Raw genomic sequence first — 26,997 nt, forward strand, 5'->3', positions numbered from 1 at the left:
AACGGTTCCCTACGATGGCGCGGTGACCAGTACCGCGTCCTCCCCGGACACCCGGCAAGGCCAGGCACCCGAAGACCAGCGGCCGTCGTGGCAGCAGCGGCTGCGCCGTTTCGGATACACGGCCGAGCCCAGAAGCGACGTCCGCGAGCGCCTGGTGCCGCCGTATGTCCGGCCGAGTCCTCGGATGTGGCAGATCCTGGGCGTGCCCGGGACGCTCGCCGAGCGGATCGCGCGGTGGTCGGGCTGGGGCGGGCCGCTGCTGGTGACGCTGATGGCGGGCGTGATGCGGTTCTGGCACCTCGGCAGCCCGAACGCGGTGATATTCGACGAGACGTACTACGCGAAGGACTCCTGGGCGCTCGTCCACCGCGGCTTCGAGGTCAACTGGGACAAGAACGTCAACGACCTGATCATCCACTCCCACGGACACGTCACCCTCCCGGCGGACGCGGCCTATGTCGTGCATCCGCCGGTCGGCAAGTACGTGATCGGGCTGGGCGAGCTGATGTTCGGGTTCAACCCGTTCGGCTGGCGGTTCATGACGGCGCTGCTCGGCACGCTGTCGGTGCTGATGCTGTGCCGGATCGGCCGCCGTATCTTCCGCTCGACCTTCCTGGGCTGTCTCGCGGGCGCGCTGATGGCCGTGGACGGGCTGCACTACGTGATGAGCCGCACCTCGCTGCTCGACGGCGTGCTGATGTTCTTCGTGCTGGCCGCGTTCGGCTGTCTGGTGATCGACCGGGACAGGGCCCGCGAGAGACTGGCGGCGGCGCTCCCGGTCGACACGGACGGCCGGGTCCGGCCCGACGCGCACGTCGCCGCGACCACGTGGCTGGGTCTGCGGCCCTGGCGCTGGGCGGCGGCCGTTCTGCTGGGGCTCGCGATCGGCACGAAGTGGAACGCGCTGTACATCCTTGCCTGCTTCATCGTGATGACCGTGCTGTGGGATGTCGGCGCTCGCAAGGTGGCGGGTGCCCGCCACCGGCTCTCGACCGTGTTCCTGGTCGAGTCGGTCGTCTCATGGGCGGTGATGTGCTGGGTCGCCGTCGGCGTCTACCTCGTCTCCTGGACCGGCTGGATCCTCTCCCCCACCAACGGCTCCGGCGGCTACTTCCGCAACTGGGCCGCCACCGACGGCAAGGGCGGCCACTGGACCTTCCTGCCCGACTGGCTGCGCAGCCTGTGGCACTACGAGCACGAGGTCTACGAGTTCCACGTCAACCTGCACTCGCCGCACACGTACATGTCCAACCCCTGGAGCTGGCTCGTCGACGGCCGTCCGGTCTCGTTCTTCTACGAGTCCCCCTCGCCCGGCTCGGCCGGCTGTCCCGCCGACGCCGGCCAGAAGTGCGCCCGTGAGGTCCTGGCGATCGGCACTCCGCTGCTGTGGTGGGTGGCCTGCTTCGCGATCGTCTACATCCTGTGGCGCTGGCTGATGCGCCGCGACTGGCGGGCCGGCGCCATCGCCTGCGGCATCGCGGCCGGTTATCTGCCCTGGTTCCTGTACCAGGAGCGGACGATCTTCTTCTTCTACGCCGTCGTCTTCGTGCCGTTCCTGTGCCTTGCGGTCGCGATGCTCCTGGGCGCGATCATCGGGCCGCCCGGATCCAGCGACACACGGCGGGTGGCCGGGGCGACCGGGGCGGGTGTCCTGGTGCTGCTGATCGCCTGGAACTTCATCTACTTCTGGCCGCTGTACACCGGTACCGCGATCCCGATCGACGACTGGCGTTCACGTATGTGGATCGATACCTGGGTATAACGGACCTTCCGCACCCCCTGACCGGCAACTGGAGGGACAACTAACCGAAACACCCCTCACAGCTCCCCCTTGGGCCACATACAGTGCGAGGACCAACGGGGTAACGGGGAGGGAGCCCTTCATGGGCAAGGGGGTCAAGGCCGCCGTCATAGGCAGTGTGTTCGCCGTGATGGTGGGCGGCGCCGGATACGGCGCGTACAACGTGGTGTCCGCGCTGAACGGCGACGGGGGTTCGAGCGGCACGTCCGTGAAGACCGGCCCGCCGAGCAAGGACGAGATCAAGAAGACGTCGGCGGATTTCTTCGCGGCCTGGTCCAGGGGGAACGGCACCAAGGCGGCTACGTACACCAATGACGCCGTGTCCGCCGAGCCGGTGCTGACGTCCTTCGGCACCACCGCGCACATCAAGGGCGTGAAGATCACACCGGGCGCGGCGAGCGGGGCGACGGTTCCCTACACGGTCAGCGCCACGGTGTCCTACGACGGGAAGTCCGAGCCGCTGTCGTACAAGAGCCGTTTGACGGTCGTACGCGGAAAGACCACCGGGCGGGCGCTGGTCGACTGGCAGCCCTCGGTCGTCCATCCGCAGTTGCAGAAGGGCGACACGCTGGTCACCGGTGAGGCGGCGAACCCGCCGATCGAGGCCGTCGACCGCAATGGCGTCGCACTGACGAAGGACAAGTACCCCTCCCTCGGACCGATCCTGGACGAGCTGCGCGCCAAGTACGGCGACCGGGCGGGCGGTACGCCCGGTATCGAGCTGTCGATCCACCACGCGGCAGAGGGCACGGCCGACACCTCGCTGCTGACGCTCGTCAAGGGCAAGGCGGGCAAGCTGCGCACCACGCTCAGCGCGAGCGCGCAGGCGGCGGCCGAGACCGCGGTGAAGAAGTACGCCGAGTCGTCCGTCGTGGCCGTCAAGCCCAGCACCGGCGAGGTCCTCGCGGTCGCCAACCACCGTGACGACGGCTTCAACGCGGCCTTCCTGGGCCGACTGGCCCCGGGCTCCACGATGAAGATCATCAGCGCGGCCACACTCATCGACAACGGCATCACCACCATGAACGGCCCGGCGCCCTGTCCGAACGAGGCGGTGTGGCAGAGCCAGACCTTCCACAACCTCGCGAAGATGCCCCCGAACGAGAAGGCCACCCTCGCCGACAGCTTCGCCCGCTCCTGCAACACGGCCTTCGTGAAGTACGCCGACTCGGTGAAGGTCGACTCCCTCACCCAGGAGGCGGAGAACCGCTTCGGGCTCGGCCGCGACAACTGGAAGACCGGCATCCCGTCCTTCGACGGCTCGGTCCCGGCCTCCGGCGGCCCGGACACCGCGGCGAACCTGATCGGCCAGGGCCAGGTGCAGATGAGCCCGCTGAACATGGCGTCCGTGACCGCGACCGCGATGACGGGCCGCTTCCGCCAGCCGATCATCGTCTCGCCGGACCTCGACGACCGCGAGATCGCCACCGCCCAGGGCCTGTCCGCGAGTACGGTCGCCCAGCTGCGCGCGATGATGAACCGCACCGCGACCAGCGGCACCGCGGCCGGTGTGATGGCGGGCCTGGGCCCGGACTTCGGCGCGAAGACCGGCTCCGCCGAGGTCGACGGGCAGTCCAAGTCCAACAGCTGGTTCACCGGTTACCGGGGCGACATCGCGGCCGCGGCCATGACCCAGGACGGCGGTCACGGCATCGACGCGGCCGGCCCGATTGTCGCAGCTGTGCTACGAACCGGAGGCTGAAGTCACCCGCCGAGGACGGGACTCTAGGCTGTTGCCGTCGTTGGGATGGATGAGGGCAACGGGGACCCTGGGGAATTCGCGAAGGAACGGGAACTGTGGGCAACAGAAGGCGCGTCGCCGAGCGACGGAAGACCAAGCCCGCCGTGGTCGGCGGGATGATCGCCGTGGTGGTCGCCGGCGGCGGCTTCGGCGCCTACGCGCTGTTCGGCGGCGGGGCCTCGGCCGACGAACGGGCCGGCACGGGGTCCTCGTCGGCCTCGTCGGCCGACCACAAGCACGTCAAGACGGGCCCGCTGTCGGCCACCGAGGTCCAGACGACGGCCACGGCGTTCCTCACCGGCTGGCAGACCGGAAAGGTGGCTCAGGCGGCGGCCGTCACGAGCGACACCACGGCCGCCACCGCCCTGCTCACCGGCTACACCAAGGACGCCCATGTCACGGGTGTCACCATCACGCCCGGCACCCGCACCGGCGACAAGGTCCCCTTCTCGGTGAAGGGCACGGTCACCTACAAGGGCGACAGCAAGCCGCTGGCGTACACGAGTTCGCTGACCGTCGTACGGAACAAGGAGACCGGCAAGCCGCAGGTCGACTGGCACTCCGCCGTCGTCCACCCGGACCTCGAGGACGGCGACACCCTGGTCACCGGCGAGTCGGGCACGCCCCCGGTGAAGGCCTACGACCGTGACGGCGGCGAGCTGACGACGGCCCGGTACCCGTCGCTCGGCCCGGTCCTGGACGGCCTGCGCGAGAAGTACGGCAAGATCGCCGGCGGCAAGGCGGGCGTCGAGCTGGACGTGGTGCGCGGCAAGGCGTCGCAGAAGGCCAAGCTCTCCGACAAGACGCTGCTGACCCTGACCAAGGGCACGCCCGGCAAGGTGAAGACGACCCTGAGCCCCACCTTCCAGGCGGCGGCCGAGCGGCAGGTCGCCACGCAGGACCGTTCCTCGGTCGTCGTCATGCGTCCCTCGACCGGCGAGATCCTGGCCGTGGCGAACCACAACCCCGGTTTCAACGTGGCCTTCCAGGGCTCCCTCGCCCCCGGCTCCACGATGAAGATCATCACCTCGACGATGCTGTTCGAGAAGAAGCTCGTCACGCCGAGCTCGTCGCACCCCTGCCCCAAGACGTACAAGCTCGCCGGGTGGACCTTCCACAACGACGACGACTCCGAGATCAAGCAGGGCAGCTTCATGCTCAGCTTCGGCGCCTCCTGCAACAACGCCTTCATCAACTTCGCCCCGAAGCTCTCCAACAGCGACCTGACCCAGGAGGCCCAGCAGGTCTACGGCCTCGGCATGAACAACTGGGCCATCGGTGTGCCGACCTTCGACGGCTCCGTCCCGGTGCAGAGCGGCGCCCAGATGGGTGCCTCGCTGATCGGCCAGGGCGGGGTGCGGATGAACCCGCTGAACATGGCCTCGGTGTCGGCGACGGTCGAGTCCGGTGTCTTCCGCCAGCCGTACCTGGTCTCCCCCGACGTGGACAAGCGCACCCTGGCCAAGGCCTCGCGCACCATGTCGGCCCAGACCCAGGGCTGGCTGAAGGAGGTCATGCGCTACACGGCCGGATACGGTACGGCGTCCAAGGCGATGGCCGGGGTCACCGGCGACGTCGGCGCCAAGACGGGCTCGGCGGAGGTCGACGGCCAGAAGAAGCCGAACGGCTGGTTCACCGCGTACCGGGGCGACCTCGTGGCGGCGGGCGTGGTGCAGGCCGGCGGTCACGGCGGTGACACCGCGGGGCCGATCGTGGCGGCACTGCTGAAGATGGGCTGACCGGGCCGGTCGGCAGAGCGGCGATACCAGGCTGCCGGGTCAGTGGGCCAGGTCGGTCAGTGGGTCACGGGGGCGGTGGCCATGTACGTCCGCCGCAGAAACCTGAGCAGCGCCTTCGTCTCGAACTGGACCACCGAGACGCCCTGCGCCCCATGGAACTCGACCACGGCCTGCACCCGGCCGCACGGCCAGACCCGGACCTCTCCGCTGCCGGCCGGGGCGCGCAGCCCCTGTTCGAGGAGGGAGCGCGAGAAGGTCCATTCGTGCGCCCCGGGCAGGTCGACCCGTACCGAGCGCGGGTCTGCCTCGGGGTCGTAGCGCAGCACGACGGGGATCGTCTCGTCCTCGGGTATCTCGGCATCCGTGACGATGTGGGCTCGGGCGTACTGTTCGACTACAGACATCGTGACGGCCCTCTCACGCTGCGTGACCTGTGCGGAAGCTGTGCGTCCACCCCTTTCCAATGTCGCACATTTTCCGGAGCACGCCCCTTGGGGTGGGGCGCCCGGCGGACCAGCCGTTCCACCACCGTCCGACTGCCGGCGACTGTTTAGTTCTTGCAATAGCTTCGCAATAACCATCTATGATCGAACGGTGCATGTTCCTGACGGATTCATCGACGCGCCCACCTCCGCCGCGACCGGCGTGCTCGCCGCCACCGCGGTCGCCGTGAGCCTGCGCGGCGCGCGCCGGGAGCTCGACGAGCGGACCGCGCCCCTCGCCGGACTGGTGGCGGCGTTCATCTTCGCCGTGCAGATGCTCAACTTCCCGGTCGCCGCCGGGACCAGCGGCCATCTGCTGGGCGGCGCGCTCGCCGCGATCCTGGTCGGGCCGTACACGGGCGTGCTGTGCGTGTCCGTTGTCCTGCTCATGCAGGGCATCCTGTTCGCGGACGGCGGGCTGACCGCGCTCGGCGTGAACATCACCGACATGGCGATCGTCACGACGGTCGTCGGGTACGCCGCCTTCCGCGTCCTGGTGAGGGTGCTGCCCCGAGGCCGCCGCTCGATCACGGCCGCCTCCTTCGTCGCCGCGCTGCTCTCCGTTCCGGCCGCCTCGGTCGCGTTCACGTTCCTCTACGCCGTCGGGGGCACGACCGACGTCTCCATCGGCAAGGTCGCCACCGCGATGATCGGTGTGCATGTGCTGATCGGGATCGGGGAGGCGGCGATCACGGCGCTGACGGTGGGCGCGGTGATCGCCGTGCGCCCCGACCTCGTCCACGGGGCGCGCGGTCTGGAGCAGCGGCTCAAGTTGCGCGTGAACGGCGCGCTCGTGGACGTGCCGGCCCCCGACGGGCCGCGCACGGCCTCCGATGGGGCGCGCACGGCGCTCGTCGCGGCGCGCACCTCACGGCGCGCGCTGTGGATCACCGGTCTCGCGACCTCCCTGCTCCTCGCCGGCTTCGTCAGCTTCTACGCCTCCTCGAACCCCGACGGCCTGGAGAAGGTCGCCCGCGACCAGGGCATCGACCGCACGACCGAAGAGCACGCGTCGGCCGACTCCCCGCTCGCCGACTACGGGGTCAAGGATGTCGAGAACGCCCGCCTGTCCGGGGGGCTGGCGGGCGTGATCGGCGTGGGCGTGACCGTGGTCGCGGGGAGCGCGGTCTTCTGGACCGCGCGCCGGAGGCGTACGCCCGGCGCCCCGCCCACGGCGCCAGCGTCGCCCACGAGCACGAGCGCCGTCTGAGATGGGCGCGGGACACGCACACCGGCTCTACCGGCACGGACACTCCCCCGTGCACTCCCTGCCGCCCCACACCAAGCTGGCGGCCGCCTTCGCCTTCGTGGTGATCGTGGTGTCGACGCCCCGGGAGGCGATGTGGGCGTTCGGCCTGTACGCCGTCCTCCTGGGCGTCGTCGCGCATCACGCGCGGGTGCCGGCCGCCTTTGTCCTCAAGCGGCTGTTGATCGAGGCGCCGTTCGTGGCGTTCGCGGTGCTGATGCCGTTCGTGGCGGAGGGCGAACGGGTCGACGTCCTGGGCCTGTCGCTGAGCGTGAACGGCCTGTGGGGCGCGTGGAACGTCCTCGCCAAGGGCACCCTCGGCGTCGCCACGTCGGTGTTGCTCGCCTCCACCACCGAACTGCGCGCACTGCTCCTAGGCCTGCAGCGGTTGAAGCTCCCGCCCCTCCTCGTCCAGATCGCGTCCTTCATGATCCGCTACGGCGATGTCATCAACGACGAGATGCGGCGCATGCGGATCGCACGGGAGTCGCGCGGGTTCGAGGCGCGGGGCGTGAAGCACTGGGGGGTGCTCGCCAAGAGCGCGGGCGCCTTGTTCATCCGCTCCTACGAGCGCGGGGAGCGTGTGCACCTGGCCATGGTCAGTCGTGGGTACGCCGGCTCCATGCCGGTCATCGACGAGGTGACCGCATCCCGCGCGCAGTGGTCGTACGCCCTCGCGCTCCCCGTCGCCGCCCTCGCCGTCTGCCTGCTGGGATGGACCCTGTGACACCTGAGACACCTGAGATACCTGAGACACCTGAGATGCCTGAGATGCCTGAGATGCCTGCGCCTGCGTCTGTGACACCTTCGCTGGAAGTGGCCGGCCTGGCCTTCGCGTACCCCGACGGCCACCAGGCCCTGTTCGGCGTGGACTTCTCCGTGGCACGCGGCGAACGGGTCGCGCTGCTCGGTCCGAACGGCGCCGGCAAGACGACCCTCGTGCTGCATCTCAACGGCATCCTGACCGGCGGCGCGGGCACGGTGACGGTCGCCGGACTGCCCGTCGGCAAGCGGCACATGGCGGAGATCAGGCGCCGGGTCGGCATCGTCTTCCAGGACCCGGACGACCAGCTGTTCATGCCGACGGTCCGCGAGGACGTGGCGTTCGGCCCCGCGGCGGCCGGCGTGCGCGGCGCGGAGCTGGAGGCGCGCGTCGACCGGGCGCTGGAGCAGGTCGGCATGGGCGGGTTCAAGGACCGGCCCCCGCACCACCTCTCCTTCGGCCAGCGCCGCCGGGTCGCCGTCGCGACGGTCCTCGCCATGGAGCCGGAGATCCTCGTCCTGGACGAGCCGTCCTCCAACCTCGACCCCGCGTCCCGCCGCGAACTGGCCGACATCCTGCGCTCGCTGGACGTGACGGTCCTGATGGTCACCCATGACCTCCTGTACGCCCTGGAGCTGTGCCCGCGCTCCCTGATCCTCAGCGAGGGCGTCATCGCCGCGGACGGCGGGACCGGCGAACTCCTCGCCGACGACGCCCTGATGCGGGCGCACCGCCTGGAGCTGCCGTTCGGCTTCGATCCCCGTTCGGTGACGGCGAACCTGCCCCGTCCGTGACAATGGGCGCGTGACGAACGAGGACCATACGGCGGCCGAGGGCTCGCTCCTGCTCGACGACCAGCTGTGCTTCGCGCTCTACGCGGCGCAGCGCGCGGTGACCGCCGCGTACCGTCCGGTGCTGGAGGAACTCGGCCTCACCTACCCGCAGTACCTCGTGCTGCTCGTCCTGTGGGAGCGCGGCGAGACCACGGTGAAGGAGCTGGCGGCGGCCCTGCGGCTGGACTACGGCACGGTGTCCCCGTTGCTCAAACGGCTGGAGAGCGCCGGGGTGGTGCGCCGGGAGCGCGCGGCACACGACGAGCGCTCGGTGCTCGTCGCGTGCACGGGGCGCGGAGAGGAACTGAGGGAGCGCGCGGCGCGCGTCCCCGGCGCGCTCCTCTCCGCGACCGGCCTCGGCGACCATGAGGTCGCGAGGTTGCGCGAGGAGTTGCGGGAGCTCGCGGAAAGGGCGCACCAGGCGGCCGAGCGCCCCCATTGAACCGAGCACCACCCTTTGGACGGCCACGACCCTGGAACCGACCACTTCCCTGGAACCGAGCACGCCCCTGGAATCGAGTACGTCCACGGGAACCTCCAGCCGCTCCGCCCACGTTGACCGGATGACTGACGGAACACGGGTGACGGGGGTGTCTGCTCAGTGGGCAGGAGTGCCGCCGGGTCGCGGACTGCCGGGTCAGAAAAACCCGCTCGCCGAAGGTTCGTAGCCCACGCCCCTCACCTCGGGTTACCCCGGGTTATTACCCCCGGGTAGAAAGCACTCACCTACCGGCCGGTACCTTGTGCACGATGTACTTGTGGGCAATTCTCCGGGGGGAGACCAAGCCATGACCGAGGGCGCCGCCATCGACACCCGTCCGACGAAGATCACGTTCGTCGCCGAGGCCACCGCGCACGGTGGCCGGGACGGCTATGTCACCAGCCAGGACGGCCAGATCGAGCTGAAGGTGGCGATGCCCCCGGAGCTCGGCGGAGACGGCAACGGCACCAACCCCGAGCAGCTGTTCGCGGCCGGCTACAGCTCCTGCTTCCACAACGCCCTGATCCTCGTGGGCAACCGCGAGGGCTACGACCTGACCGGCTCCACCGTCGCCGCGAAGGTCGGGATCGGCCCCAACAAGCACCGCGGCTACGGTCTCGCGGTCGCGCTCAGCGTCTCGCTCCCGATCCTCGACGCGGGCATCGCGGCAAAGCTGGTGGACGCGGCCCATGAAGTCTGCCCGTACTCGAACGCCACCCGCGGGAACATCGACGTGACGATTCTGCTTGGGTGAGTGGGGAGTGTCGGTAGGCATTCCCCTGCACTCGCGGGCAGGAGGAGCACGGGCGTGGACGTGAACGGTGCGGTCGCCGAGGGCTTCGAGCCGGTCAGGGAAGCGTTCGTACGGAACTTCGAGGCGCTCGGGGACCGGGGCGCGGCGGTAGCCGTGTACCGGGACGGGCACAAGGTCGTCGATCTGTGGGGCGGCACCCAGGACGTCGACGGCACCGAGCCCTGGCAGCGCGGCACCGCGCAGATCGTGCGCTCGGCGACCAAGGGCGTGGCGGCCGCCGTACTCCTGCTGCTGCACCAGCGTGGAGAGCTGGACCTGGACGCGCCGGTCGGTGAGTACTGGCCGCAGTTCAAGGCGGCCGGCAAGGAGCGCACGCGGGTGTGGCACCTGCTCGCGCACCGGACCGGTGTACCCGTACTCGACACCCCGCTGACCCCGGCGCAGGCGGCCGACCCCGTCCTGGGCGCCGAGGCGGTCGCCGCACAGGCGCCGGCGTGGGAGCCGGGAGCGGACCACGGGTATCACGCGCAGACGTACAGCTGGCTGACCGGCGAGCTGGTGCGGCGGGTCACCGGGCGCGGGATCGGCGAGTGGATCGCGGCGGAGATCACCGGCCCGGTCGGGGCGGACTTCTGGCTCGGACTGCCGTACGCCGAGCAGGCGCGCGTCGGCCGGGTCGCGCAGCTGGACGAGCCGCCGGTCGACCCCCACGGCCTGCGCGCCCGCCCCAAGCGCGCCGTCTCCGAGGCCTACGCCGACCCCGGCTCCCTCACCCGCCGCGCCTTCGCCGCGATCACGCCGCTCCCCGACGAGAACGACCCCGAGTACCGCGCCGCCGCCCTCCCCGCCTCCAACGGCATCGCCACGGCGGACGGTCTGGCCCGTTTCTACGCGTCTCTCGTCGGCGAAGTGGACGGCGGGACCCGTCTGTTCACACCGGAGACCGTGGAGCTGGCGCGTACCGAGCGCAGCGCCGGGCCGGACCGTGTGCTGGTGGTGCACACCCGGTTCGGCCTCGGCTACATGCTGCACGGAGCGGCCTCACCGCTCCTCGCCCCCACCTCCTTCGGCCACCCGGGCCGCGGCGGCGCCCTCGGCTTCGCCGACCCCGAGTCGGGCATCGCCTTCGGCTATGTGACCAACGGCTTCAGGAAGAGCGTGACAGCGGACCCACGGGCCCAGGCGCTGGTACGGGCGGTGCGGGGGGTCGTAGGCCCGTAGTGGAGCGGTCGCGGTGCACGGTGGGCCAGTGACGCGTGTAGTGCACGTGTAGTGCACAGTGTTATGTGACATAACACTGTGCACTACACGTTAATCGGATGCGACGTCCGCCCGGACGCCGAGTCGATCTCCCCGTGCGCCTTGGTCAGCAACTGCATCGCGATCTCGTTGAGGGCCCGTGCGCCGGCGATCTCCTCGCCCACCCTCGGCTGAGGGGAGTCCGTGTGGTGCCGGGCCGCGTGGCCGTGTGCCCGCACCTCGGTCCCGTCCGGCAGCCGCACCAGCGCGACCGCCTCCGTGTGCTGCTCGTCCTCCCGGAACTCCAGTTCGATGTGCCATCCCACAGTGGTGTGCATCATGACGATCACCTCCGGAACACCTGCTTCCAGAGTGCTCCTCGGCGGGCCCGTACGCACGACGTTCCGGGGTCAGGGTGTCTCCGGGGCGAGTATGAAGATGCCGGCGACCTTCTCGTCCGTGTCGAACGCGACCCGGGCCTTCATGTCGCCGGCCTCGTAGCGCAGCGGGACGTCGACGACCGTGTGGTCGCCGATGCGGCGGACGAACGGCTCGGCCTCGCCGAAGCCCTCGAAGGCGCCGACCAGTCCGGCGACCGTGGCGAGGCCGCTGCCCCGCACCTCGTCGGTGAACGCGGCGAGGACCTCGTCGTTGAAGGACCGCCGGGCCCGCTCCATGCGGCCTTCCAGGACGTCCTCGACGATGCCGACGGCGCGTTCGGCGGCGTCGGTCATGTGCACCGTCTTGTCCATGGGCTCTCCCGTCCGGGGATCGATGGGCTTGCCGAACCTCTGGAAGGCGGCCTGGCGGGTGACGCCGAGCAGGTCCCCGATCTCCTGCCAGGTGTGTCCGGCGTCCCGGGCCTGCTGCACACAGAGCCTGAGCACCTGCTCCGCCATGTCGTCGACGTCCCTGGAGCGCCGGACCAGGTCGAGATAGGCCGGCGGCGCGAGCGGACTGCCCAACGCCCCGGCCAGGACCGAGGACCGCTCGGCCAGCAGGGCGCTCAACTCGGAGAGGGACGGCGAGGTTTCGGGCACACGTAAAGGATGCCTTTACAGCCCATCGCCGTCAAGGGATCCTTTACAACGCTCCTTCCCCGCGCTCCGCGCTCTGCACTCTGAACCCCATCACGGCCATCCACCCACCCCCGGACCTCCTACCCGGCGTGCAGCATCAGCCCGATCCCCACCACCAGCAGCCCGGCTGCGGCGATCCGCGGTGTGCCGAACCGCTCCTTGAAGAACAGGGCGCCGATCGCCGCGCCCACGATGATCGACGACTCGCGCAGGGCGGCCACAGGCGCCAGCTCGGCCTTGGTCTGGGCCCACAGGACGAGGCCGTACGCCAGCACGGACAGGGCGGCGCCCAGCAGTCCCAGGGCGGCGAACGGCCGTAGCGTGCCCACCAGCCGGCCACGCAGACGGTGGGCCGCGTACGCCGGGAGGAAGACGCCCTGCACCGCCATCAGCCAGGCGATGTACCCGAGGGACGACCCCGAGGCCCGTACCCCCAGCCCGTCCACGACGGTGTACGAGGCGATGGTGAGCCCGGTCGCGAGGGCGGCGCCGATCGCGGCCCAGTTGGGCCGGCGTCCCCGCAGCCCCCACAGCGCGACACCGGTCAGGCCCGCGCAGGACAGCGCGATACCGGCGGCGGCCCAGCCGTCGGGGACCTCATGGGCGAAGACCGCCGCGAGCACGGTGACCACGAGGGGCGCGGTGCCGCGTGCGATCGGGTACGCCTGACCGAAGTCGCCCAGCCGGAAGGACCGCATCAGCAGTACGTAGTACGCGATGTGGATGAGCGAGGAGCCGAGGAGGTACGGCCACGCGGCGGCCCTCGGGAACGCCGTGAACGGCGCCATCGCCAGCCCGATGAGCATGCCGCCGCCGGCGATCAGGGTGAAGCCGACCAGCTTGTCGGTGATCTGGTGGGCGATCGCGTTCCAGCTGGCGTGGGTGACCGCGGCGAGCAGGACGGCCGCGGCGACGAGCGGGGTCACGAGGCCGGCTCGCGCACATCCACGAGGGTCGCGCCCGCGTGGGCGATCAAGTCCTTGGGCTCCATCGGGAACACGGCGTGCGGATTCCCGGCCGCGGCCCACACCACGTCGTGCGCGAGCAGCGAACGATCGGCGAGCACACGGGTCTTCGTACGGTGCCCGAAGGGCGGCACCCCGCCGATGGCGTACCCGGTCGCCTCCCGTACGACGTCCGCCTGAGCCCGGGTGACCTTCCCGGCGCCGAGTTCCCGCCGTACCCGCTCGACGTCCACCCGGGAGGCGCCGTCCATGAGGACCAGCACCGGGACGCCGTCGGCCGCGAAGATCAGGGACTTGCAGATCTCGCTGAGCTCGCACCCGATCGCGGCCGCGGCCTCGGCGGCGGTGCGGGTCGCGTCCGGGAAGCGGCGGATACGGGTGTGCAGGTCGTCCAGGCCCAGTTCGCGCAGGGCGTCGGCGAACCGGGGGTGGGCTCCGGAGCTGTCGGCGGTCGTCATGCACGGCACGCTAGCGGCCGATGTCCGGTGCAGGCGACCGAGTTCCCCCGGGCTCGGCGTCCTCCACGAAGTAGCTGTCGTGATGGGTCCTGGCGCCCGCGAACCGTGCTCCCGACTCCACCTTGTAGAGGCCGAACTCACCGCCGGTGGACTTGGTTGGTGGCCAGGTGGTGGGTCGAGGACCGCCTGGTGACGAGATGTCGGCGGGGGTGTCGGCGGGCCGGAAGACCGCGCTCACCTCGCCCTTGTCGCCGTGAAAGCGGTCCGCCGGGTACTCCGGGTCCTCGGGGAACGACATGCCGCACTCCTCACCTCGGGTGTCCGCGCCCCATCCCGATCCGCGCCCCGGGGGCCCGCATCGGGCCGGGGCACCAACCCCCACGGAACCCTCACCCTCGCCCTGGCAGGACACTCAGCCGCCGAAGCCGACCGCCTTCGTCTCCGCGACCGCCGCCGTGCGCCCCGGCGCCCCCTGCCAGCGCCAGTACAGGTTCGTATGGGCGATGACCTGGTCCGGGGGCGGTGCCCCCCACTCGCTGTTGTCGTTCGTCGTGTGCGCGTCGGCGACCAGCGTGACGTCGTAGCCCCGGACGAACGCGCCGTGGATCGTGGAGCGGATGCACGCGTCCGTCTCCGCGCCGGTCACCACCAGGTGGCCGACCGCCGCCGCGGCCAGGGCCTCTTCCAGGTCCGTGCCCTCGAAGGAGTCGCCGTAGCCCTTGTGGATGAGGGGTTCCGAGTCACGGCGGGGCAACTCGGGGACGTACTGCCAGTCCTCGCTGTCCTTCGGCAGGCCCTCGTCGGAGTGCTGGACCCAGATGACCGGAACCCCCTCCACCCGGGCCTTGTCGACAAGCGCCGCGATGTTCGCGACTACCGCGTCCCGTTCGTGCGCGGACGCCACGACGCCCTGCTGGACGTCGATCACCAGCAGGGCGGTGTTGGGTCGTGCGGTCAATGTGGTCATGTCCGGCAGGCTAGCCCCGGCCACTGACAATCGCCTCGGGCTCGGGCTCGGCCGTGGCCTCGGGCTCGGCCGTGGCCTCGGGCTCGGCCGTGGCCTCGGGCTCGGCCGTGGTCTCGGCCTCAGCCGTGGTCTCGGCCGTAGTCCCGGCCTCAGGCCCACGGCGTCTGTGCGACCTGCTCCTGTCGCGTCGTCTCCGTCCGCTTCCGGCGGCCGGAGACCAGCCCGCCCGCCGCTCCCAGCGACACCAGGCCCATCATCGCGGCGGCGAGGATGCCCTTGACGCCGTCCATGGTGAAGTACATGGCGACCGCGGTCCCGCCGTTGAAGAGGAACAGGAACCACAGTGTGCCGGGGCGGCCCAGGAACGCCTTGATCTTCGGCTTCTTCGCGATCCGCGAGCCCGCGAGCAGCGCGATCACCGTGCCGACCGCGGTGACGACGTTCTTCTGGGTGCTGTCGTCGATGACGGCGCCCGAGCCCGCGCTCGCGGCGAGGCCGACCACGAAGAGCTGCCAGAGGATCAGGTCGCCGATGAAGCGCTTGACGCGGGCGAAGGGGGAGGAGACGGCGGGCTTGACGGACTTGGCGTGCTTCACGGGAGGGGCCTTCCGGGCGGGAGGTGAGGGGCGGGACGCGGGTTTCGGGGTCTCTTCGACCCGTCGTCAACGATCCCGTCCGGCGCTCTCCGCAACGAGGGAGCGGCCTCCCGAACAGGGGGTGTAGCCCGCTACACCCCGCAGCCGTCCGGAAGGCCGCTCCCCGCTCAGCGGGACGTCACGCCCGCACCAGCTCCCTGTCCTCGTCCGCGTCCGTCCCCTTCGCGTCGCCGTCGGCCAGGTCCTTCAGGCCCTCGCCCTCGACGTCGACGTTGGGCAGCGCCCGGTCCAGCCACTTCGGCAGCCACCAGGCACGCCGTCCGAGCAGCGCCAGCACGGCCGGGACGATCGCCATGCGTACCACGAACGCGTCGAAGAAGACGGCGATCGCGAGGCCGAAGCCGATCATCTTGATCATGGACTCGCTGGAGGAGATGAAGCCTCCGAAGACGGCCATCATGATGACCGCGGCGGCGCCCACGACCCGTGCGCTGTGCCGGAAACCGGTCACCACGGCCTGGCCGGGGGTCTCGCCGTGGACGTAGGCCTCCCGCATCCGTGTCACGAGGAACACCTCGTAGTCCATCGCGAGACCGAAGACCACGCCCACCATGAAGATCGGCATCATCGACATGATCGGGCCGGTCTGTTCGACGCCCAGGAGTCCGCCGAGCCAGCCCCACTGGAAGACCGCGACCACGGCGCCGAGCGCGGCGAGCACGCTGAGCAGGAAGCCGAGCGCCGCCTTGAGGGGCACGAGGATCGAGCGGAAGACCGCGATCAGCAGCAGGAACGCCAGGCCGACCACCAGGCCGAGATACGGGATCAGCGCGTCGTTCAGCTTCTGCGAGAAGTCGATGTTCATGGCCGTGGTGCCGGTGACCAGGACCTTCGCGTCGGTGGCCGAGGTGATGTCCGCGCCCTTGTCGCGGATCGCGTGGACCAGGTCCTCGGTCTGCACGGAGGACGGCTTGGAGCCGGGTATCACGGTGATCGTCGCGGTGTCGCCGGCCTTGTTGAAGACCGCCGGGGTGACGGTGACGACGTCCTTGAGGTCCTTGATGTCGTCGGACACCCTGGTGGCGGCCGCCTTGGGGTCGTCGCTGTTCTTCGCGTCGACCACGATCATCAGGGGGCCGTTGAAGCCGGGCCCGAAGCCCTCCGACAGCAGGTCGTACGCCCTGCGCTGGGTGGTGGAGGTGGGCTGGGAGCCGTCGTCGGGCAGGCCCAGTTCGAGCTGGGTGGCGGGGAGCGCGATCGCGCCGAGGCCGACCACGCCGAGCAGCAGTACGGCGGCCGGGCGGCGGACCACGAAGCTGGCCCAGCGCTCGCCCAGACCGAGCTTCTTCGGGGTGTCCGCCTTCTGGGTCTTCTTCCCCCGGCGCTTCTCGCCCGCCGGCCTGACCTTCCTGCCCGCGTAGCCGAGCATCGCCGGGATCATGGTGAGCGCGATGAGGACGGCGACGACGACGGTGCCGGCCGCGGCGAGGCCCATCTTGGTCAGCATGGGTACGTTGACCACCGCGAGGCCCGCGAGGGCGATCACGACCGTCAGGCCCGCGAAGACCACCGCCGAGCCCGCGGTGCCGGTGGCGCGGCCGACCGCCTCCTCGCGGGAGCGGCCCTCGGCCAGTTCGCCGCGGTAGCGGGAGACGATGAACAGCGCGTAGTCGATGCCGACCGCCAGGCCGATCATCAGGGCGAGCGTGGACGTCGTGTCGCCGAGGTCCAGTGCGTTGGCCAGGGCCGTGATGGTGGAGACTCCGATGCCCACGCCGATGATCGCCGTCAGCAGGGGGAGTCCGGCCGCGACCAGGGAGCCGAGCGTGACGACCAGGACCACGGCCGCGATGGCGAGGCCGACGACCTCGCCGGCCGCCCCGGGTTCGGCGCCGGCCTGCAGCGCGTCACCGCCGATCTCGACGGTCAGTCCGGCGTCCCGCGCGTCCTGCGCGGCCTCCTTCAGGGCGTCCCGGGAGGCGTCCTTGAGCTCCATCCCGGAGACGTCGTAGCGGACGGACGCGTAGGCGACCGTGCCGTTCTTGCTGACGGCGTTCGCCTTGTAGGGGTCGGCGACGGAGGTGACCTCGGAGCCGTCGGACAGCTCCTTGACCGTCTTCTCGACGATCGCCTTGTTGCCGGCGTCGGTCATCTTCTCGCCGGCGGGTGCCTTGAAGACGACCCGGCCGGTCGCGCCGTCGGCGCTGGCGCCGGGGAACCGCTGCTCCAGCAGGTCGAAAGCCTTCTGTGCTTCCGTGCCCGGGATCGAGAAGGAGGTGGAGCCGGCGGCGGGCGCACTCGCCGCGCCGGCCCCGGCGAGGGTCAGCAGCGCCACCCAGAACAGGGCGACGAAGTGCCGTCGCCGGAAGGCGAAGCGGCCGAGTTTGTACAGGAACGTGGCCATGGAGATGTGACTCCCGGTCAGGTCGTGGGCATGAGGACAGGGGTGATCACCCGGTGGGGGAGGACAGGGGTGACCGTCCCGACGACTTGAGCGGTGACGTCAGGCGGGGAGAACGAGAAGGGGAGGGGTCAGGCGCGGAGGGCGGGTAGGACCACCGCGTCGATGTACGAGGTCAGGAAGGCCTGGGTCGGCGGCTGCTCGTCGATCATTCCGCGGGCGGCGAACGCGCCGATCATCATGTGCACGATGAAGCCGATCGCCGGGTTGTCCGCGCGGATCTCGCCCCGGTCGATCGCCCGTTGCAGGACGGCGCGGAACTCCGCCATCTCGGGCTCCACCAGGTGCTCCTTGAACGCCCTCAGGAGATCCTCGTTGCTGTGGATGGCCATGGCCAGGCCCCGCATGAGGGCGGAGTTGGCCTCCATCTCGCAGTCGTCGGACCGCAGGGTGAGGGCGTGCAGGTCGCCGCGGAGCGATCCGGTGTCGGCGACTTCGAGGGAGCCGGGCTTGTTGTGCCGCACCGCCTTGGCGACCAGTTCGGCCTTGCCGCCCCACTGGCGGTAGAGCGTGGCCTTGCTGGACTTGGTGCGGGCCGCCACGGCGTCCATGGTGAGGGCGTCGTAGCCGACCTCCCGGAGCAGGTCGAGCACGGCCTCGTACAGCTCGGCCTCGCGCTCGGGCGTGATCCGACTGCGACGCGCCGTTGCGACCTCAGTCATGCGATTCACCTTCCCGCTCGGGACATTCCTTCTTCGTACCTCCATGAAGATACCCTGAGACAGTTCGAAACGAAACCGTTTCGTACGTGTCCTGCCTCACGATCGTGAAGCGCGCATAAGAAGCGGACGACGGGACACGCACAGACGCGGACGAAACGCCACGCGCAGATACGGACGAAGTGGCACGCACGAGTTGCCCGGCCCCTGATGCCGGAAAAGCATGGGGAGGTGAGCTATCTGCGCCTGCCGCACCTGAGCGGTGACCTGTTGTGCTTCGTGGCCGAGGACGACCTGTGGCTGGCCCGTCTGGACAGCCCGGACCGCGCCTGGCGCCTCACCGTCGACCGTACGAAGACCGGCCACCCGCGCTTCTCGCCGGACGGCGGCACGATCGCGTACACGAGCTGGCGGAGTCTGGTCCCCGAGATCCATGTCGTCCCCGTGGACGGCGGACCGGGCAGACAGCTCACCCACTGGGGGTCGGCGGACACCCAGGTGTGCGGCTGGACCCCCGCCCAGCAGGACAAGGGGGGAGCCATCCTGGCCGTCGCCTCCCACGGCGAACCCTTCTCCTACTTCACCTGGGCCTACAAGGTCTCCCCCGACGGCGACCCCGGCCGCAAGCTCCCCTGGGGCCCGGTCTCCGACATCCAGGTCGCCGACATCGACGGCGAGCGCCGAACCCTGCTGCTCACCGGCACCCCGCCGCATGAACCGGCCGCCTGGAAGCGGTACCGGGGCGGCGCGACGGGACGCCTGTGGCTGCACGGCGAACGCCTCCTGGCCGACCTCGAAGGCCATCTCCACTCCCCCATGTTCGTCGGCGGCCGCATCGCCTTCCTCTCCGACCACGAGGGCGTCGGCAACCTCTACTCCTGCGCCTACGACGGCTCCGACCTGCGCCGCCACACCGACCACGACGCCTTCTACGCCCGGCACGCCGCCAGCGACGGCACCCGCGTCGTCTACCAGTGCGCCGGCGACCTGTGGCTCGTCGACGACCTGAGCTCCGAGCCACGCAGACTCGACGTACGGCTGGGCGGACCGCGCGCGGGGCGCAGGCCGTACCAGGTGCCGGCCGCCCAGCACGTGGACGGCGTCTCGGTCGACGAGACGGGCCGCGCGAGCGCCGTCGTCGTACGCGGCAGCCTGTACTGGCTGACCCACCGCGACGGACCCGCCCGTACGATCACCGACACCCCCGGCGTACGGGTCCGGCTCCCGGAGATGCTCGGCTCGGTCGGCCAGGTCGCCTACGTGACCGACGCGGAGGGCGAGGACGCGGTCGAGATCGCCTACCTTCCGCGCGCGACCGGCGACCGGGAACCCCGCCGTCTGGCCTCCGGCGGACTGGGCCGGGTCCTGGAGCTGATCTCCGACCCGATGGGCGAACGCATCGCCCTCGCCGCGCACGACGGACGGGTGCTGCTGATCACCGTGTCCGACGATGCGGCTACCGCCGCGGGCACGGAGGACTCCAACGGCGAGGTCACCGAGCTGATCCGCTCGATCAACGGCCCGGTCCGCGACCTCGCCTTCTCTCCGGACGGGGCATGGCTGACATGGTCGCATCCGGGCATCGGCCGCTCCCTGCGCCAGATCAAGATGGCGCGCATAAAGGACAGACTGATCGTCGACGTCACCAACGGCCGCTTCGAGGACGAGAACCCGGTGTTCACCAGGGACGGCCGCTATCTGGCGTTCCTGTCGTGGCGCGGCTTCGACCCGGTGTACGACGTCCACACCGGGGATTTGTCCTTCCCGCTGGGCTGCCGCCCGTACCTGGTGCCCCTGTCCTCGGCCACGCCCTCCCCCTTCGCGCTGACGCCGGAGGGTCGGCCGGCCGCCGGCGGTCTGGACCCGCTGGAGGAAGAGGAGGGCGACGGCGCGGTGACCGTCGAGATCGAGGGCCTGGAGAGCCGGGTCACCCCCTTCCCGGTCACCGCCTCCAAGTACTCGGCGCTGTACCCGGTGGCGGGTGGCGGACTGGTCTGGCTGCGCTGGCCGATCTCGGGCGCGCTCGGCGAGACGTTCGCCAACCCGGACGACACCAGCGGCCGGCCGACGCTGGAGTACTTCAACATCAGCAAGGCGAAGAAGTCCGAACTCGTGGACCACCTGGACTGGTTCGCGGTGAGCGGCGACGGCAGCAGACTGGTGGTCGTCGACGAGGACGATCTGCGCGCGGTCCCGTCCGCCGAGTCCGGGGACGGCGACACGACGGTCTGGATCGACCTGCGCCGCATTCTGCACGAGGTCGATCCGGCGGCGGAGTGGCGCCAGTCGTACGAGGAGGCGGGCCGGCTGATCCGGGCGTACTTCTGGGACCCGGGGATGTGCGGGGTCGACTGGGAGGCGGTCCTCGACCAGTACCGCCCGCTGGTCGAACGGGTCGCCTCCCCCGACGAGTTCGCGGACCTGCTCCGCGAGGTCCTGGGCGAACTGGGCACCTCCCACGCCTATGTCACCGCGGCCCGCCGCAACGAGGGCCCGCCGCACTACCAGCGCCGGCAGGGCCTGCTGGGCGCCAACTTCGTGCGCAGGGAGGAGGGCTGGGTGGTCCGGCGGATCCTCCCGGGCGACTCGTCGGACTCCAAGGCACGCTCACCGCTGGCGGGCACGGGCATCCGCGAGGGCGCCGTCCTCACCCATGTGGACGGCCGCCCGGTGGACCCGGCGACGGGCCCGTACCCCCTGCTGGCAGGTGCGGGCGGCACGACCGTGGAACTCACCTTCACCCCGGCGGAGGGCGAGGCGGGCGGCTCCCGCAGGGTCGCCGTGGTGCCCCTGATCGACGAACGTCCGCTCCGCTACCAGGACTGGGTGGCCAAACGCCGTGCCGTCGTACGGGAGTTGAGCGGCGGCCGCTGCGGCTATCTGCACATCCCGGACATGGGCGGTTCGGGCTGGGCCCAGTTCAACCGGGACCTGCGCATGGAGGTCTCGCGCCCGGCCCTGATCGTGGACGTGCGCGGCAACGCGGGCGGCCACATCAGCGAGTTGGTGGTGGAGAAGCTCACCCGCACGATCCTCGGCTGGGACCTGACGAGAAACGCCCAGCCGGTGTCGTACGCCTCCAACGCCCCGCGCGGCCCGGTGGTCGCCCTCGCCGACGAAGCGACCTCCTCCGACGGCGACATGATCACCGCGGCGTTCAAACTCCTCGGGCTGGGGCCCGTGATCGGCCAGCGCACCTGGGGCGGGGTGGTCGGCATGACCGGCCGCCACCGCCTCGGCGACGGGACGGTGATCACGGTCCCGATGAACGCGGCCTGGTTCGACGCCTACGGCTGGGGCGTGGAGAACAGAGGCGTCACTCCGGACCTGGAGATCCTCCGCACCCCCCTGGACTGGGCGGAGGGACGCCACGCCCAGTTGGACGACGCGGTGCGGCTGGCGGTGAACCTGCTGGAGACGAACCCCCCGGCGACACCGCCGGACTACAGCGACGTGCCGGACCGTTCACGACCCAAGTTGCCGCCGCGTAAGGTGTCCTGACGCTGCAGAGTGGGGTGCCCGTCACACACCGGGCACCCCACTCGACTACGGCCGACCGCTACGACTAGACGTCGTAGTCCTGGTCGAGCCGCTCCTGCTCGTCCCGCTCGAGCCGCTCCGGCTCCTCGTCACGCATACGGTCGCGCTCCTGGCCCTGCCGGCCACGCTGCTGGCCCTGCTCGCGGCCCTGCTCCCGGCCCTGTTGGGCCTTCTGCCTGGCCTGCTGCTGCCACTGCTCCGACTGGTCCTGGAACTTGTCCTTCATACCCATGTGGGTTCACTCCCGTGGGGGTGGGGGAAGAGCCCCTGTCCGGGGCCTCGACCAGATTCACACGGGCGGACACAGCGCGCATTTCGATCAGTCACGGTGTGTAGCACGCGCCGCCTCATCGGCCGCCCCACCTGCGCCGACGAGTCCCGAGCCGATGCCCTCCAACCGTGCCCCGAACCGCCGCATCTCCCGTTGCCCGACCGTCCCGATGAGCCCCGGCAGATATCCGCGCACGCCCTGCATCCCGCGCAGCCACCCCTGCCCGTACACATGACTGGACCGCCGCTCGATCCCCGCCACCAGCCGGTCTACGGCCGGCCCCAGCGGATACGTCCTGTTGGCCGGCCAGGGCAGCCGCTGCCGCAGCTCCCGCATGACCTCGTCCTGGTCAGCGCCCCGCACCATGTCCGTGTCGGTCCACGACAGATACCCGACCCCGACCCGCACGCCCTTGTACCCGACCTCGGCCCGCAGACTGTGCGCGTACGCCTCGACCCCCGCCTTGGACGCGCAGTACGCGGTCATCATCGGCGCGGGCGTCATCGCGGCCAACGACGCGATCTGCAGCAGATACCCCCTGCTCTCCACGAGAACAGGCAGAAAAGCACGGGCGGTTACGGCGGACCCGACCAGGTTCACCTCGATCACCCGCCGCCACGCCTCGGGATCGGAGTCCACGAAGGGCCCACCGGTGGCGACACCGGCGTTCGCGACCACGATGTCCACCTTCCCGAAGCGCTCCTTCACCTCACCGGCCACCCGCGCCATCGCCTCGTGGTCGGTGACGTCGGCGTACCAGTGCTCGCTGTCGCTGTGCAGCCGCTCGGACACCTGCTTCAGCTCGTCCGGCTCCAGACCGACCAGCGCCACCTTGGCGCCCCGCGCCGACAACTTCCGCGCCAGCAGCTCCCCCACGCCACGCGCGGCACCCGTGACGACGGCGACCTGTCCTTCGAGGCTGACCCTGCTCATGCGCCCTCCTTGATCGTTGCGTACGTCGTCACAAGCTCCCGGATCCGGCCGCTGACCAGCTCGGGCGCCTCCACCGGGCTCATATGGCCGACGCCCGGCAGCTCCGTGGAGCCCACGCAGTTCGGCAGCGCGGCGACCAGCGCCCGCGCGTGCACCGGCGGCGAGAGCCGGTCCGCCGTCCCGACCACTACGGCCGTCGGCACTCTCAACTCCCGTACGCCGTGGTCGAGGTCGAGCAGGGCCAGCACCTGCGACCAGGCGTGGCGCACCTTGCGCGGACAGGCGTGCACGATCCGCGCGCACGCCTCCACCATGTGCGGAGCCGAACCCGGCCCCATCGTCCCGTACTTGAGGATCCGGCGCGCGACGGGCGTGACCGGCCCCAGCGGCGCCCGCGCCCCGAGAATCCGCCGGGTCAGCCAGGTCCGCAGCCGCCCCGCTCGGATCGGTACGACCGTCGACTCGGCGACCAGCCGCGACGAACCGGTGCTGCACAGCAGCACGGCCGCGGCATGCTCCCGGAACGCCGGCCGCCCGGCCGCCGCCATCACCGTCATACCGCCCATGGAGTGTCCGGCGATCACGGCCTTCTCACCGGGCGCGAGGCTCGCTTTGAGCACGGCTTCGAGGTCGTCGGCGAGTGCCTCGGTGCTGCAGACCGGGCTCGCCGGGCTGCGTCCGTGGCCCCGCTGGTCGTAGGCGATGACCCGGTGGTCGACGGCGAGGTCGCGTATCTGCGCCGCCCAGAAGGCGGTCGAGCAGGTCCAGCCGTGGGCGAGGACGACGGCGGGGGCGCCCTCGGGGCCGTGGATCTCGACGTGCAGCCGGGCGCCGTCGGCGGAGACGGCGACGAGTTCACGGGCGGGGGCGGGAGGGGCGTACGGCCCGGTCCTCACATGCGTCAGACGGCTCACGCGTCCACCTCCGCCTTCCGACCGGAGGCTTCCTCCGTGCCCGCCTCCGCCTTCCGGTCGGCCGCTACCTCCGTGCCCGCCTCCGCCTTCCTGCCGGCGGCCGCGCGCAGGAGTTCGTACTCGCTCAGGTCCACGCGCCGGGTCGCGCGCCGGAACTCGGTGGTCGTACCGGGCCAGATGGTGGTGTTGCGGCCGCTCGCGTCCAGGTACCAGCTGGTGCAGCCGCCGGTGTTCCACACGGTCCGTTCCATGCGCCGCTGCACCCGCGTGTTCCAGGCGGCGACGGCGCTCGGACGGGCGTCGAGCGCGGCGCGACCGCCGAGAACGCCCAACTGCCGTACGAAGTCCGCCATGTAGTTGAGCTGGGACTCGATCATCAGGATCATCGAGGAGTTCCCGAGCCCGGTGTTGGGTCCGATGATCGTCATCCAGTTGGGGAACCCGGCCGCGGACGCGCCGCGCAGCGCCTCCATGCCGCCCTTCCAGGCCTCGGCCAGCGTCCTGCCCTCCGCGCCCACGACCCGCTCGGCGATGGGCATGTCGGTGACGTGGAAGCCCGTACCGAAGATGATGGCGTCGACCTCGGCCTCCGTCCCGTCGGCGGCCACGACGGTCGACCCGCGGATCTCGCTCAGACCGCTCGCCACCACATCGACATTGGGCTCGGCCAGCGCCGGGTAGTACGCGCTGCTCAGCAGGATCCGCTTGCAGCCGATGCGGTAGTCGGGGGTCAACTTGGCGCGCAGCGCGGGGTCCTTGATGGCGCGTGCCATGTTCCGCTTGGCCAACTGCTCGACGAACCCGAGCTCGTTGGGGTGCTTGGTGAACGCCTGCACCTGCAACTCGCGGATGCCCCACAGCAGTCCGCGCCGGGCCTGCGCGGTGAAGGGCAGGGCGCGGTGCAGGGCCCGCTCGGCGCCGCTGATGGCGCGGTCGACACGGGGCATGACCCACGGCGGGGTGCGCTGGAAGAGGGTGAGGCGGTCGACCTGCTGCCGGATGGCGGGCACGATCTGGATGGCGGAGGCCCCGGTCCCCACCATGGCGACGCGCTTGCCGCGCAGGTCGTAGTCGTGGTCCCAGCGTGCCGAGTGGAAGACCTTGCCGGGGAAGGAGTCCAGCCCCGCGATGTCGGGGATCCTGGGGTCCGACAGCGGCCCGGTGGCGGAGACGACGATGTCCGCCGAGAGCCTCCCGCCACTGGTCTCGATGTCCCAGCGCAGCCGCTCGCTGTCCCAGGTCATCAACTTCACTTCGGAGTTGAAGCGCAGATGGGGCCGCAGGCGGAAAACGTCGGCCACATGCTCCAGATAGGCGCGGATGTGCCCCTGCCCGGAGAAGGTGCGCGGCCAGTCGGGGTTGGGCGCGAAGGAGAAGGAGTAGAGGTGGGAGGGCACGTCGCAGGCGCACCCCGGATAGCTGTTGTCCCGCCAGGTACCGCCGACGCTGTCGGCCCGCTCCAGCACGACGAAGTCGGTGACTCCTTCGCGCCGCAGCCGTACGGCGGCCCCCAGCCCGCCGAACCCGGACCCGACCACCGCCACGCGTACATGTTCGTGCTCGGCCATCCCGTAGCCTCCACGCCTCGCTCTTCGGACTCTGCCAGTGAACACTGGCGCAATGGGAGCGTAGAGCAGCTCCGTACCGATGGGTAGGGTTCCGGAAGGGAAACTTACCGGCGGTACAACATAGGCTGCGGGCGTGACCGAGAAGCGCGAGTACCGCATGGAGGAACTGGCCCGTCTGGCCGGCATCACGGTGCGCACCCTGCGCTTCTACCGCGAGCGCAAACTGATCCCACCGCCCCGCCGCGACGGCCGTATCGCCTGGTACGACGACCATCACCTGGCCCGTCTGCGCACCATCGCGGCCCTCCTGGAGCGCGGCCACACGCTCACCGGCATCGCGGAGCTGGCGGAGGCCCTGGACCACGGCCGTGACGTCGCCGACGTCCTGGGCGTCGAGCCGACGGAGGAGGAACCGGTCCGCCTCACCCCCGAGGAGCTCGCCGCCCGCTTCGAGGGCCAGGTCACCACGGAGAACCTCGCGGCCGCGCTCGACCTCGGCTACCTCGGCACCGACGGCGACGAGATCGTCCACATCAGCCGCCGCCTCCTGGACGTCTCCTCGGCCCTGGTCCGCGAGGGCATCCCGCTCGCCGAGGTCCTGGCGGCCGGCAAACAGGTCCGCGAGCACGTCGACGACATGGCCGAGATGTTCGCCGAACTGGTCCTGCGCCACGGCACCGACGACGACCTGCAACGGCTGCGCCCCCTGGCACGGAGCGTGGTGGAGGCGGAGCTGTCACTGGCACTGGACCGGCGATTGCGGAAGCGGGCGTAGGGATCCGGCAGGGGCGGGGCTCCCGGCGACCACCGCCCGGTGACTATACGCACTACGTATACTCGGCATGTATAGTCACCCGCCATGACGATCAGCACAGCCATCGGCTCGGTCCCGGGGCTCAACCGGTGGTGGATATCCGCGCCGGTGGCGGGAATCGCGCTCGGCGTTCTCACCAACCTCGCCCAGGGCACGCTCCCCGGCGCCTCCAACCAGATCGCCAACTCCGGCGCGGTGTGGTGCGTCCCGGCGTTCACGGCCGGCGCGCTGGTGGCCGCCGGAGGCCTGGCCCCGCGCAAATCGGTACTGGCGGGTCTTGGCACGACGATCGGCCTGGTCGTCGGGTACTACGGCTACGCGGAGTTCGGCCGCAGCGGCATGGGCAACGCGTTCTGGCCGGTGGTGTGGCTGGTGACGGCACTGGTCAGCGGGCCGCTGTTCGGTGCGGCCGGCGCGTGGTGGCGGCGCGGGCGGACCGTACACCGCCGTGTCGTCGGACTGGCCGCGCTGGCGGGCGTGTTCGGGACGGAGGCCGTCCTCGCCGGGCGGGTGCTGCACTACGCCGGGCAGACCTGGGCCTGCGCGGCGCTGCTCGTCCTCATCCCCCTGACACTGGCGCGCGGCCACAAGGAGCGCGCACTGACCCTGCTCACGGCGCTGCCCCTGTCGGTGATCGCCTACGTCGTCGTCGAACTGCCGTTGCAACAGTTGTCGGGGTGAGGGCGGGGCGTG

General features: G+C 70.7%; 26 protein-coding genes. 12 read left to right on the forward strand and 14 right to left on the reverse strand.

The genetic code is table 11. From position 1 onward, the window contains the following. Positions 1 to 22 precede the first annotated feature (22 nt). From ABZT17_RS03725 to ABZT17_RS03735, 3 genes are all read left to right on the forward strand, one after another. Positions 23 to 1,762: a phospholipid carrier-dependent glycosyltransferase gene (locus ABZT17_RS03725; protein WP_356343246.1), complete on the forward strand. Its 1,740-nt coding sequence runs from the start codon at positions 23 to 25 to the stop codon at positions 1,760 to 1,762. A 121-nt stretch (positions 1,763 to 1,883) separates the two neighbouring features. Next, positions 1,884 to 3,503: a penicillin-binding transpeptidase domain-containing protein gene (locus tag ABZT17_RS03730; RefSeq protein ID WP_356343248.1), complete on the forward strand. Its 1,620-nt coding sequence runs from the start codon at positions 1,884 to 1,886 to the stop codon at positions 3,501 to 3,503. 95 nt (positions 3,504 to 3,598) lie between these two features. Beyond that, positions 3,599 to 5,281, forward strand: a complete 1,683-nt coding sequence (locus ABZT17_RS03735) for a penicillin-binding transpeptidase domain-containing protein (protein WP_356343250.1) — start codon at positions 3,599 to 3,601, stop codon at positions 5,279 to 5,281. Positions 5,282 to 5,337: 56 nt separating this feature from the next. On the opposite strand, the gene ABZT17_RS03740 is transcribed toward ABZT17_RS03735, so the two are convergent. After that, positions 5,338 to 5,685 carry an SsgA family sporulation/cell division regulator gene (locus tag ABZT17_RS03740; protein WP_356343252.1) on the reverse strand — a complete coding sequence of 116 codons (348 nt, stop codon included), beginning with the start codon at positions 5,683 to 5,685 and terminating at the stop codon, positions 5,338 to 5,340. A 190-nt stretch (positions 5,686 to 5,875) separates the two neighbouring features. Here ABZT17_RS03740 and ABZT17_RS03745 point away from each other — a divergent pair, with 190 nt between their 5' ends. The 6 genes from ABZT17_RS03745 (at position 5,876) to ABZT17_RS03770 (ending at position 11,061) form a co-directional block, all read left to right on the forward strand. Then, positions 5,876 to 6,973 carry an energy-coupling factor ABC transporter permease gene (locus ABZT17_RS03745; protein ID WP_356343254.1) on the forward strand — a complete coding sequence of 366 codons (1,098 nt, stop codon included), beginning with the start codon at positions 5,876 to 5,878 and terminating at the stop codon, positions 6,971 to 6,973. A gap of 1 nt (position 6,974) precedes the next feature. Next, positions 6,975 to 7,736: a cobalt ECF transporter T component CbiQ gene (cbiQ, locus tag ABZT17_RS03750; protein ID WP_356343256.1), complete on the forward strand. Its 762-nt coding sequence runs from the start codon at positions 6,975 to 6,977 to the stop codon at positions 7,734 to 7,736. A 44-nt stretch (positions 7,737 to 7,780) separates the two neighbouring features. Continuing rightward, a complete protein-coding gene (locus ABZT17_RS03755) occupies positions 7,781 to 8,566 on the forward strand; it encodes an ABC transporter ATP-binding protein (protein ID WP_356343258.1) in 786 nt (261 codons plus the stop codon). Between the two features lie 10 nt (positions 8,567 to 8,576). Continuing rightward, entirely contained in the window at positions 8,577 to 9,047 is a 471-nt protein-coding gene (locus ABZT17_RS03760; protein ID WP_356343260.1) for a MarR family transcriptional regulator, read from the forward strand. Positions 9,048 to 9,393: 346 nt separating this feature from the next. After that, positions 9,394 to 9,840, forward strand: a complete 447-nt coding sequence (locus ABZT17_RS03765; protein ID WP_356343262.1) for an organic hydroperoxide resistance protein — start codon at positions 9,394 to 9,396, stop codon at positions 9,838 to 9,840. A 54-nt stretch (positions 9,841 to 9,894) separates the two neighbouring features. Next, on the forward strand, positions 9,895 to 11,061 hold the full coding sequence (locus tag ABZT17_RS03770) for a serine hydrolase domain-containing protein (protein WP_356343264.1): 1,167 nt from the start codon (positions 9,895 to 9,897) through the stop codon (positions 11,059 to 11,061). Between the two features lie 83 nt (positions 11,062 to 11,144). Here ABZT17_RS03770 and ABZT17_RS03775 read toward each other — a convergent pair whose 3' ends face one another. The 9 genes from ABZT17_RS03775 to ABZT17_RS03815 form a co-directional block, all read right to left on the reverse strand. Further along, the gene (locus ABZT17_RS03775) at positions 11,145 to 11,420 is read right to left on the reverse strand and encodes a DUF1876 domain-containing protein (RefSeq protein WP_356343266.1); all 276 of its coding nucleotides are present in this window, start codon (positions 11,418 to 11,420) and stop codon (positions 11,145 to 11,147) included. A 69-nt stretch (positions 11,421 to 11,489) separates the two neighbouring features. Further along, complete coding sequence (locus ABZT17_RS03780; protein ID WP_356343268.1) at positions 11,490 to 12,119, reverse strand: DUF3887 domain-containing protein; 630 nt, start codon at positions 12,117 to 12,119, stop codon at positions 11,490 to 11,492. A 119-nt stretch (positions 12,120 to 12,238) separates the two neighbouring features. Beyond that, positions 12,239 to 13,084: a DMT family transporter gene (locus ABZT17_RS03785; protein ID WP_356343270.1), complete on the reverse strand. Its 846-nt coding sequence runs from the start codon at positions 13,082 to 13,084 to the stop codon at positions 12,239 to 12,241. Next, a complete protein-coding gene (locus ABZT17_RS03790; protein ID WP_356343272.1) occupies positions 13,081 to 13,581 on the reverse strand; it encodes a YbaK/EbsC family protein in 501 nt (166 codons plus the stop codon). The genes ABZT17_RS03785 and ABZT17_RS03790 overlap by 4 nt, the downstream gene beginning before the upstream one ends. A 10-nt stretch (positions 13,582 to 13,591) precedes the next feature. Beyond that, complete coding sequence (locus ABZT17_RS03795) at positions 13,592 to 13,879, reverse strand: hypothetical protein (RefSeq protein WP_356343273.1); 288 nt, start codon at positions 13,877 to 13,879, stop codon at positions 13,592 to 13,594. Positions 13,880 to 13,993: 114 nt separating this feature from the next. Further along, entirely contained in the window at positions 13,994 to 14,548 is a 555-nt protein-coding gene (locus ABZT17_RS03800; RefSeq protein WP_356343275.1) for an isochorismatase family protein, read from the reverse strand. Positions 14,549 to 14,697: 149 nt separating this feature from the next. Next, positions 14,698 to 15,144, reverse strand: coding sequence for a hypothetical protein (locus tag ABZT17_RS03805; protein WP_356343277.1), 447 nt, complete (start codon positions 15,142 to 15,144; stop codon positions 14,698 to 14,700). A gap of 178 nt (positions 15,145 to 15,322) precedes the next feature. Next, positions 15,323 to 17,548: an MMPL family transporter gene (locus ABZT17_RS03810; protein ID WP_356343279.1), complete on the reverse strand. Its 2,226-nt coding sequence runs from the start codon at positions 17,546 to 17,548 to the stop codon at positions 15,323 to 15,325. Between the two features lie 128 nt (positions 17,549 to 17,676). Next, entirely contained in the window at positions 17,677 to 18,267 is a 591-nt protein-coding gene (locus tag ABZT17_RS03815) for a TetR/AcrR family transcriptional regulator (RefSeq protein WP_356343281.1), read from the reverse strand. A gap of 228 nt (positions 18,268 to 18,495) precedes the next feature. On the opposite strand from ABZT17_RS03815, the gene ABZT17_RS03820 reads away from it, so the two are divergent. Further along, positions 18,496 to 21,765 carry a S41 family peptidase gene (locus ABZT17_RS03820; RefSeq protein ID WP_356343283.1) on the forward strand — a complete coding sequence of 1,090 codons (3,270 nt, stop codon included), beginning with the start codon at positions 18,496 to 18,498 and terminating at the stop codon, positions 21,763 to 21,765. Positions 21,766 to 21,829: 64 nt separating this feature from the next. Here the strand turns inward: ABZT17_RS03820 and ABZT17_RS03825 are convergent, their stop codons facing one another. From ABZT17_RS03825 to ABZT17_RS03840, 4 genes are all read right to left on the reverse strand, one after another. Next, complete coding sequence (locus tag ABZT17_RS03825; protein ID WP_356343285.1) at positions 21,830 to 22,036, reverse strand: hypothetical protein; 207 nt, start codon at positions 22,034 to 22,036, stop codon at positions 21,830 to 21,832. Positions 22,037 to 22,123: 87 nt separating this feature from the next. Further along, the gene (locus ABZT17_RS03830) at positions 22,124 to 23,008 is read right to left on the reverse strand and encodes an SDR family oxidoreductase (RefSeq protein ID WP_356343287.1); all 885 of its coding nucleotides are present in this window, start codon (positions 23,006 to 23,008) and stop codon (positions 22,124 to 22,126) included. Further along, on the reverse strand, positions 23,005 to 23,922 hold the full coding sequence (locus tag ABZT17_RS03835; protein ID WP_356343289.1) for an alpha/beta hydrolase: 918 nt from the start codon (positions 23,920 to 23,922) through the stop codon (positions 23,005 to 23,007). The genes ABZT17_RS03830 and ABZT17_RS03835 overlap by 4 nt, the downstream gene beginning before the upstream one ends. After that, on the reverse strand, positions 23,919 to 25,490 hold the full coding sequence (locus ABZT17_RS03840; protein WP_356343291.1) for an NAD(P)/FAD-dependent oxidoreductase: 1,572 nt from the start codon (positions 25,488 to 25,490) through the stop codon (positions 23,919 to 23,921). The genes ABZT17_RS03835 and ABZT17_RS03840 overlap by 4 nt, the downstream gene beginning before the upstream one ends. A gap of 133 nt (positions 25,491 to 25,623) precedes the next feature. Here ABZT17_RS03840 and ABZT17_RS03845 point away from each other — a divergent pair, with 133 nt between their 5' ends. Further along, positions 25,624 to 26,265: a MerR family transcriptional regulator gene (locus ABZT17_RS03845; protein ID WP_356343293.1), complete on the forward strand. Its 642-nt coding sequence runs from the start codon at positions 25,624 to 25,626 to the stop codon at positions 26,263 to 26,265. A gap of 84 nt (positions 26,266 to 26,349) precedes the next feature. Further along, complete coding sequence (locus tag ABZT17_RS03850) at positions 26,350 to 26,985, forward strand: DUF6518 family protein (protein WP_356343295.1); 636 nt, start codon at positions 26,350 to 26,352, stop codon at positions 26,983 to 26,985. The last annotated feature ends 12 nt before the right edge of the window (positions 26,986 to 26,997 follow it).

Source organism: Streptomyces sp. NPDC005648 (assembly GCF_040605395.1).
Lineage (GTDB): Bacteria > Actinomycetota > Actinomycetes > Streptomycetales > Streptomycetaceae > Streptomyces.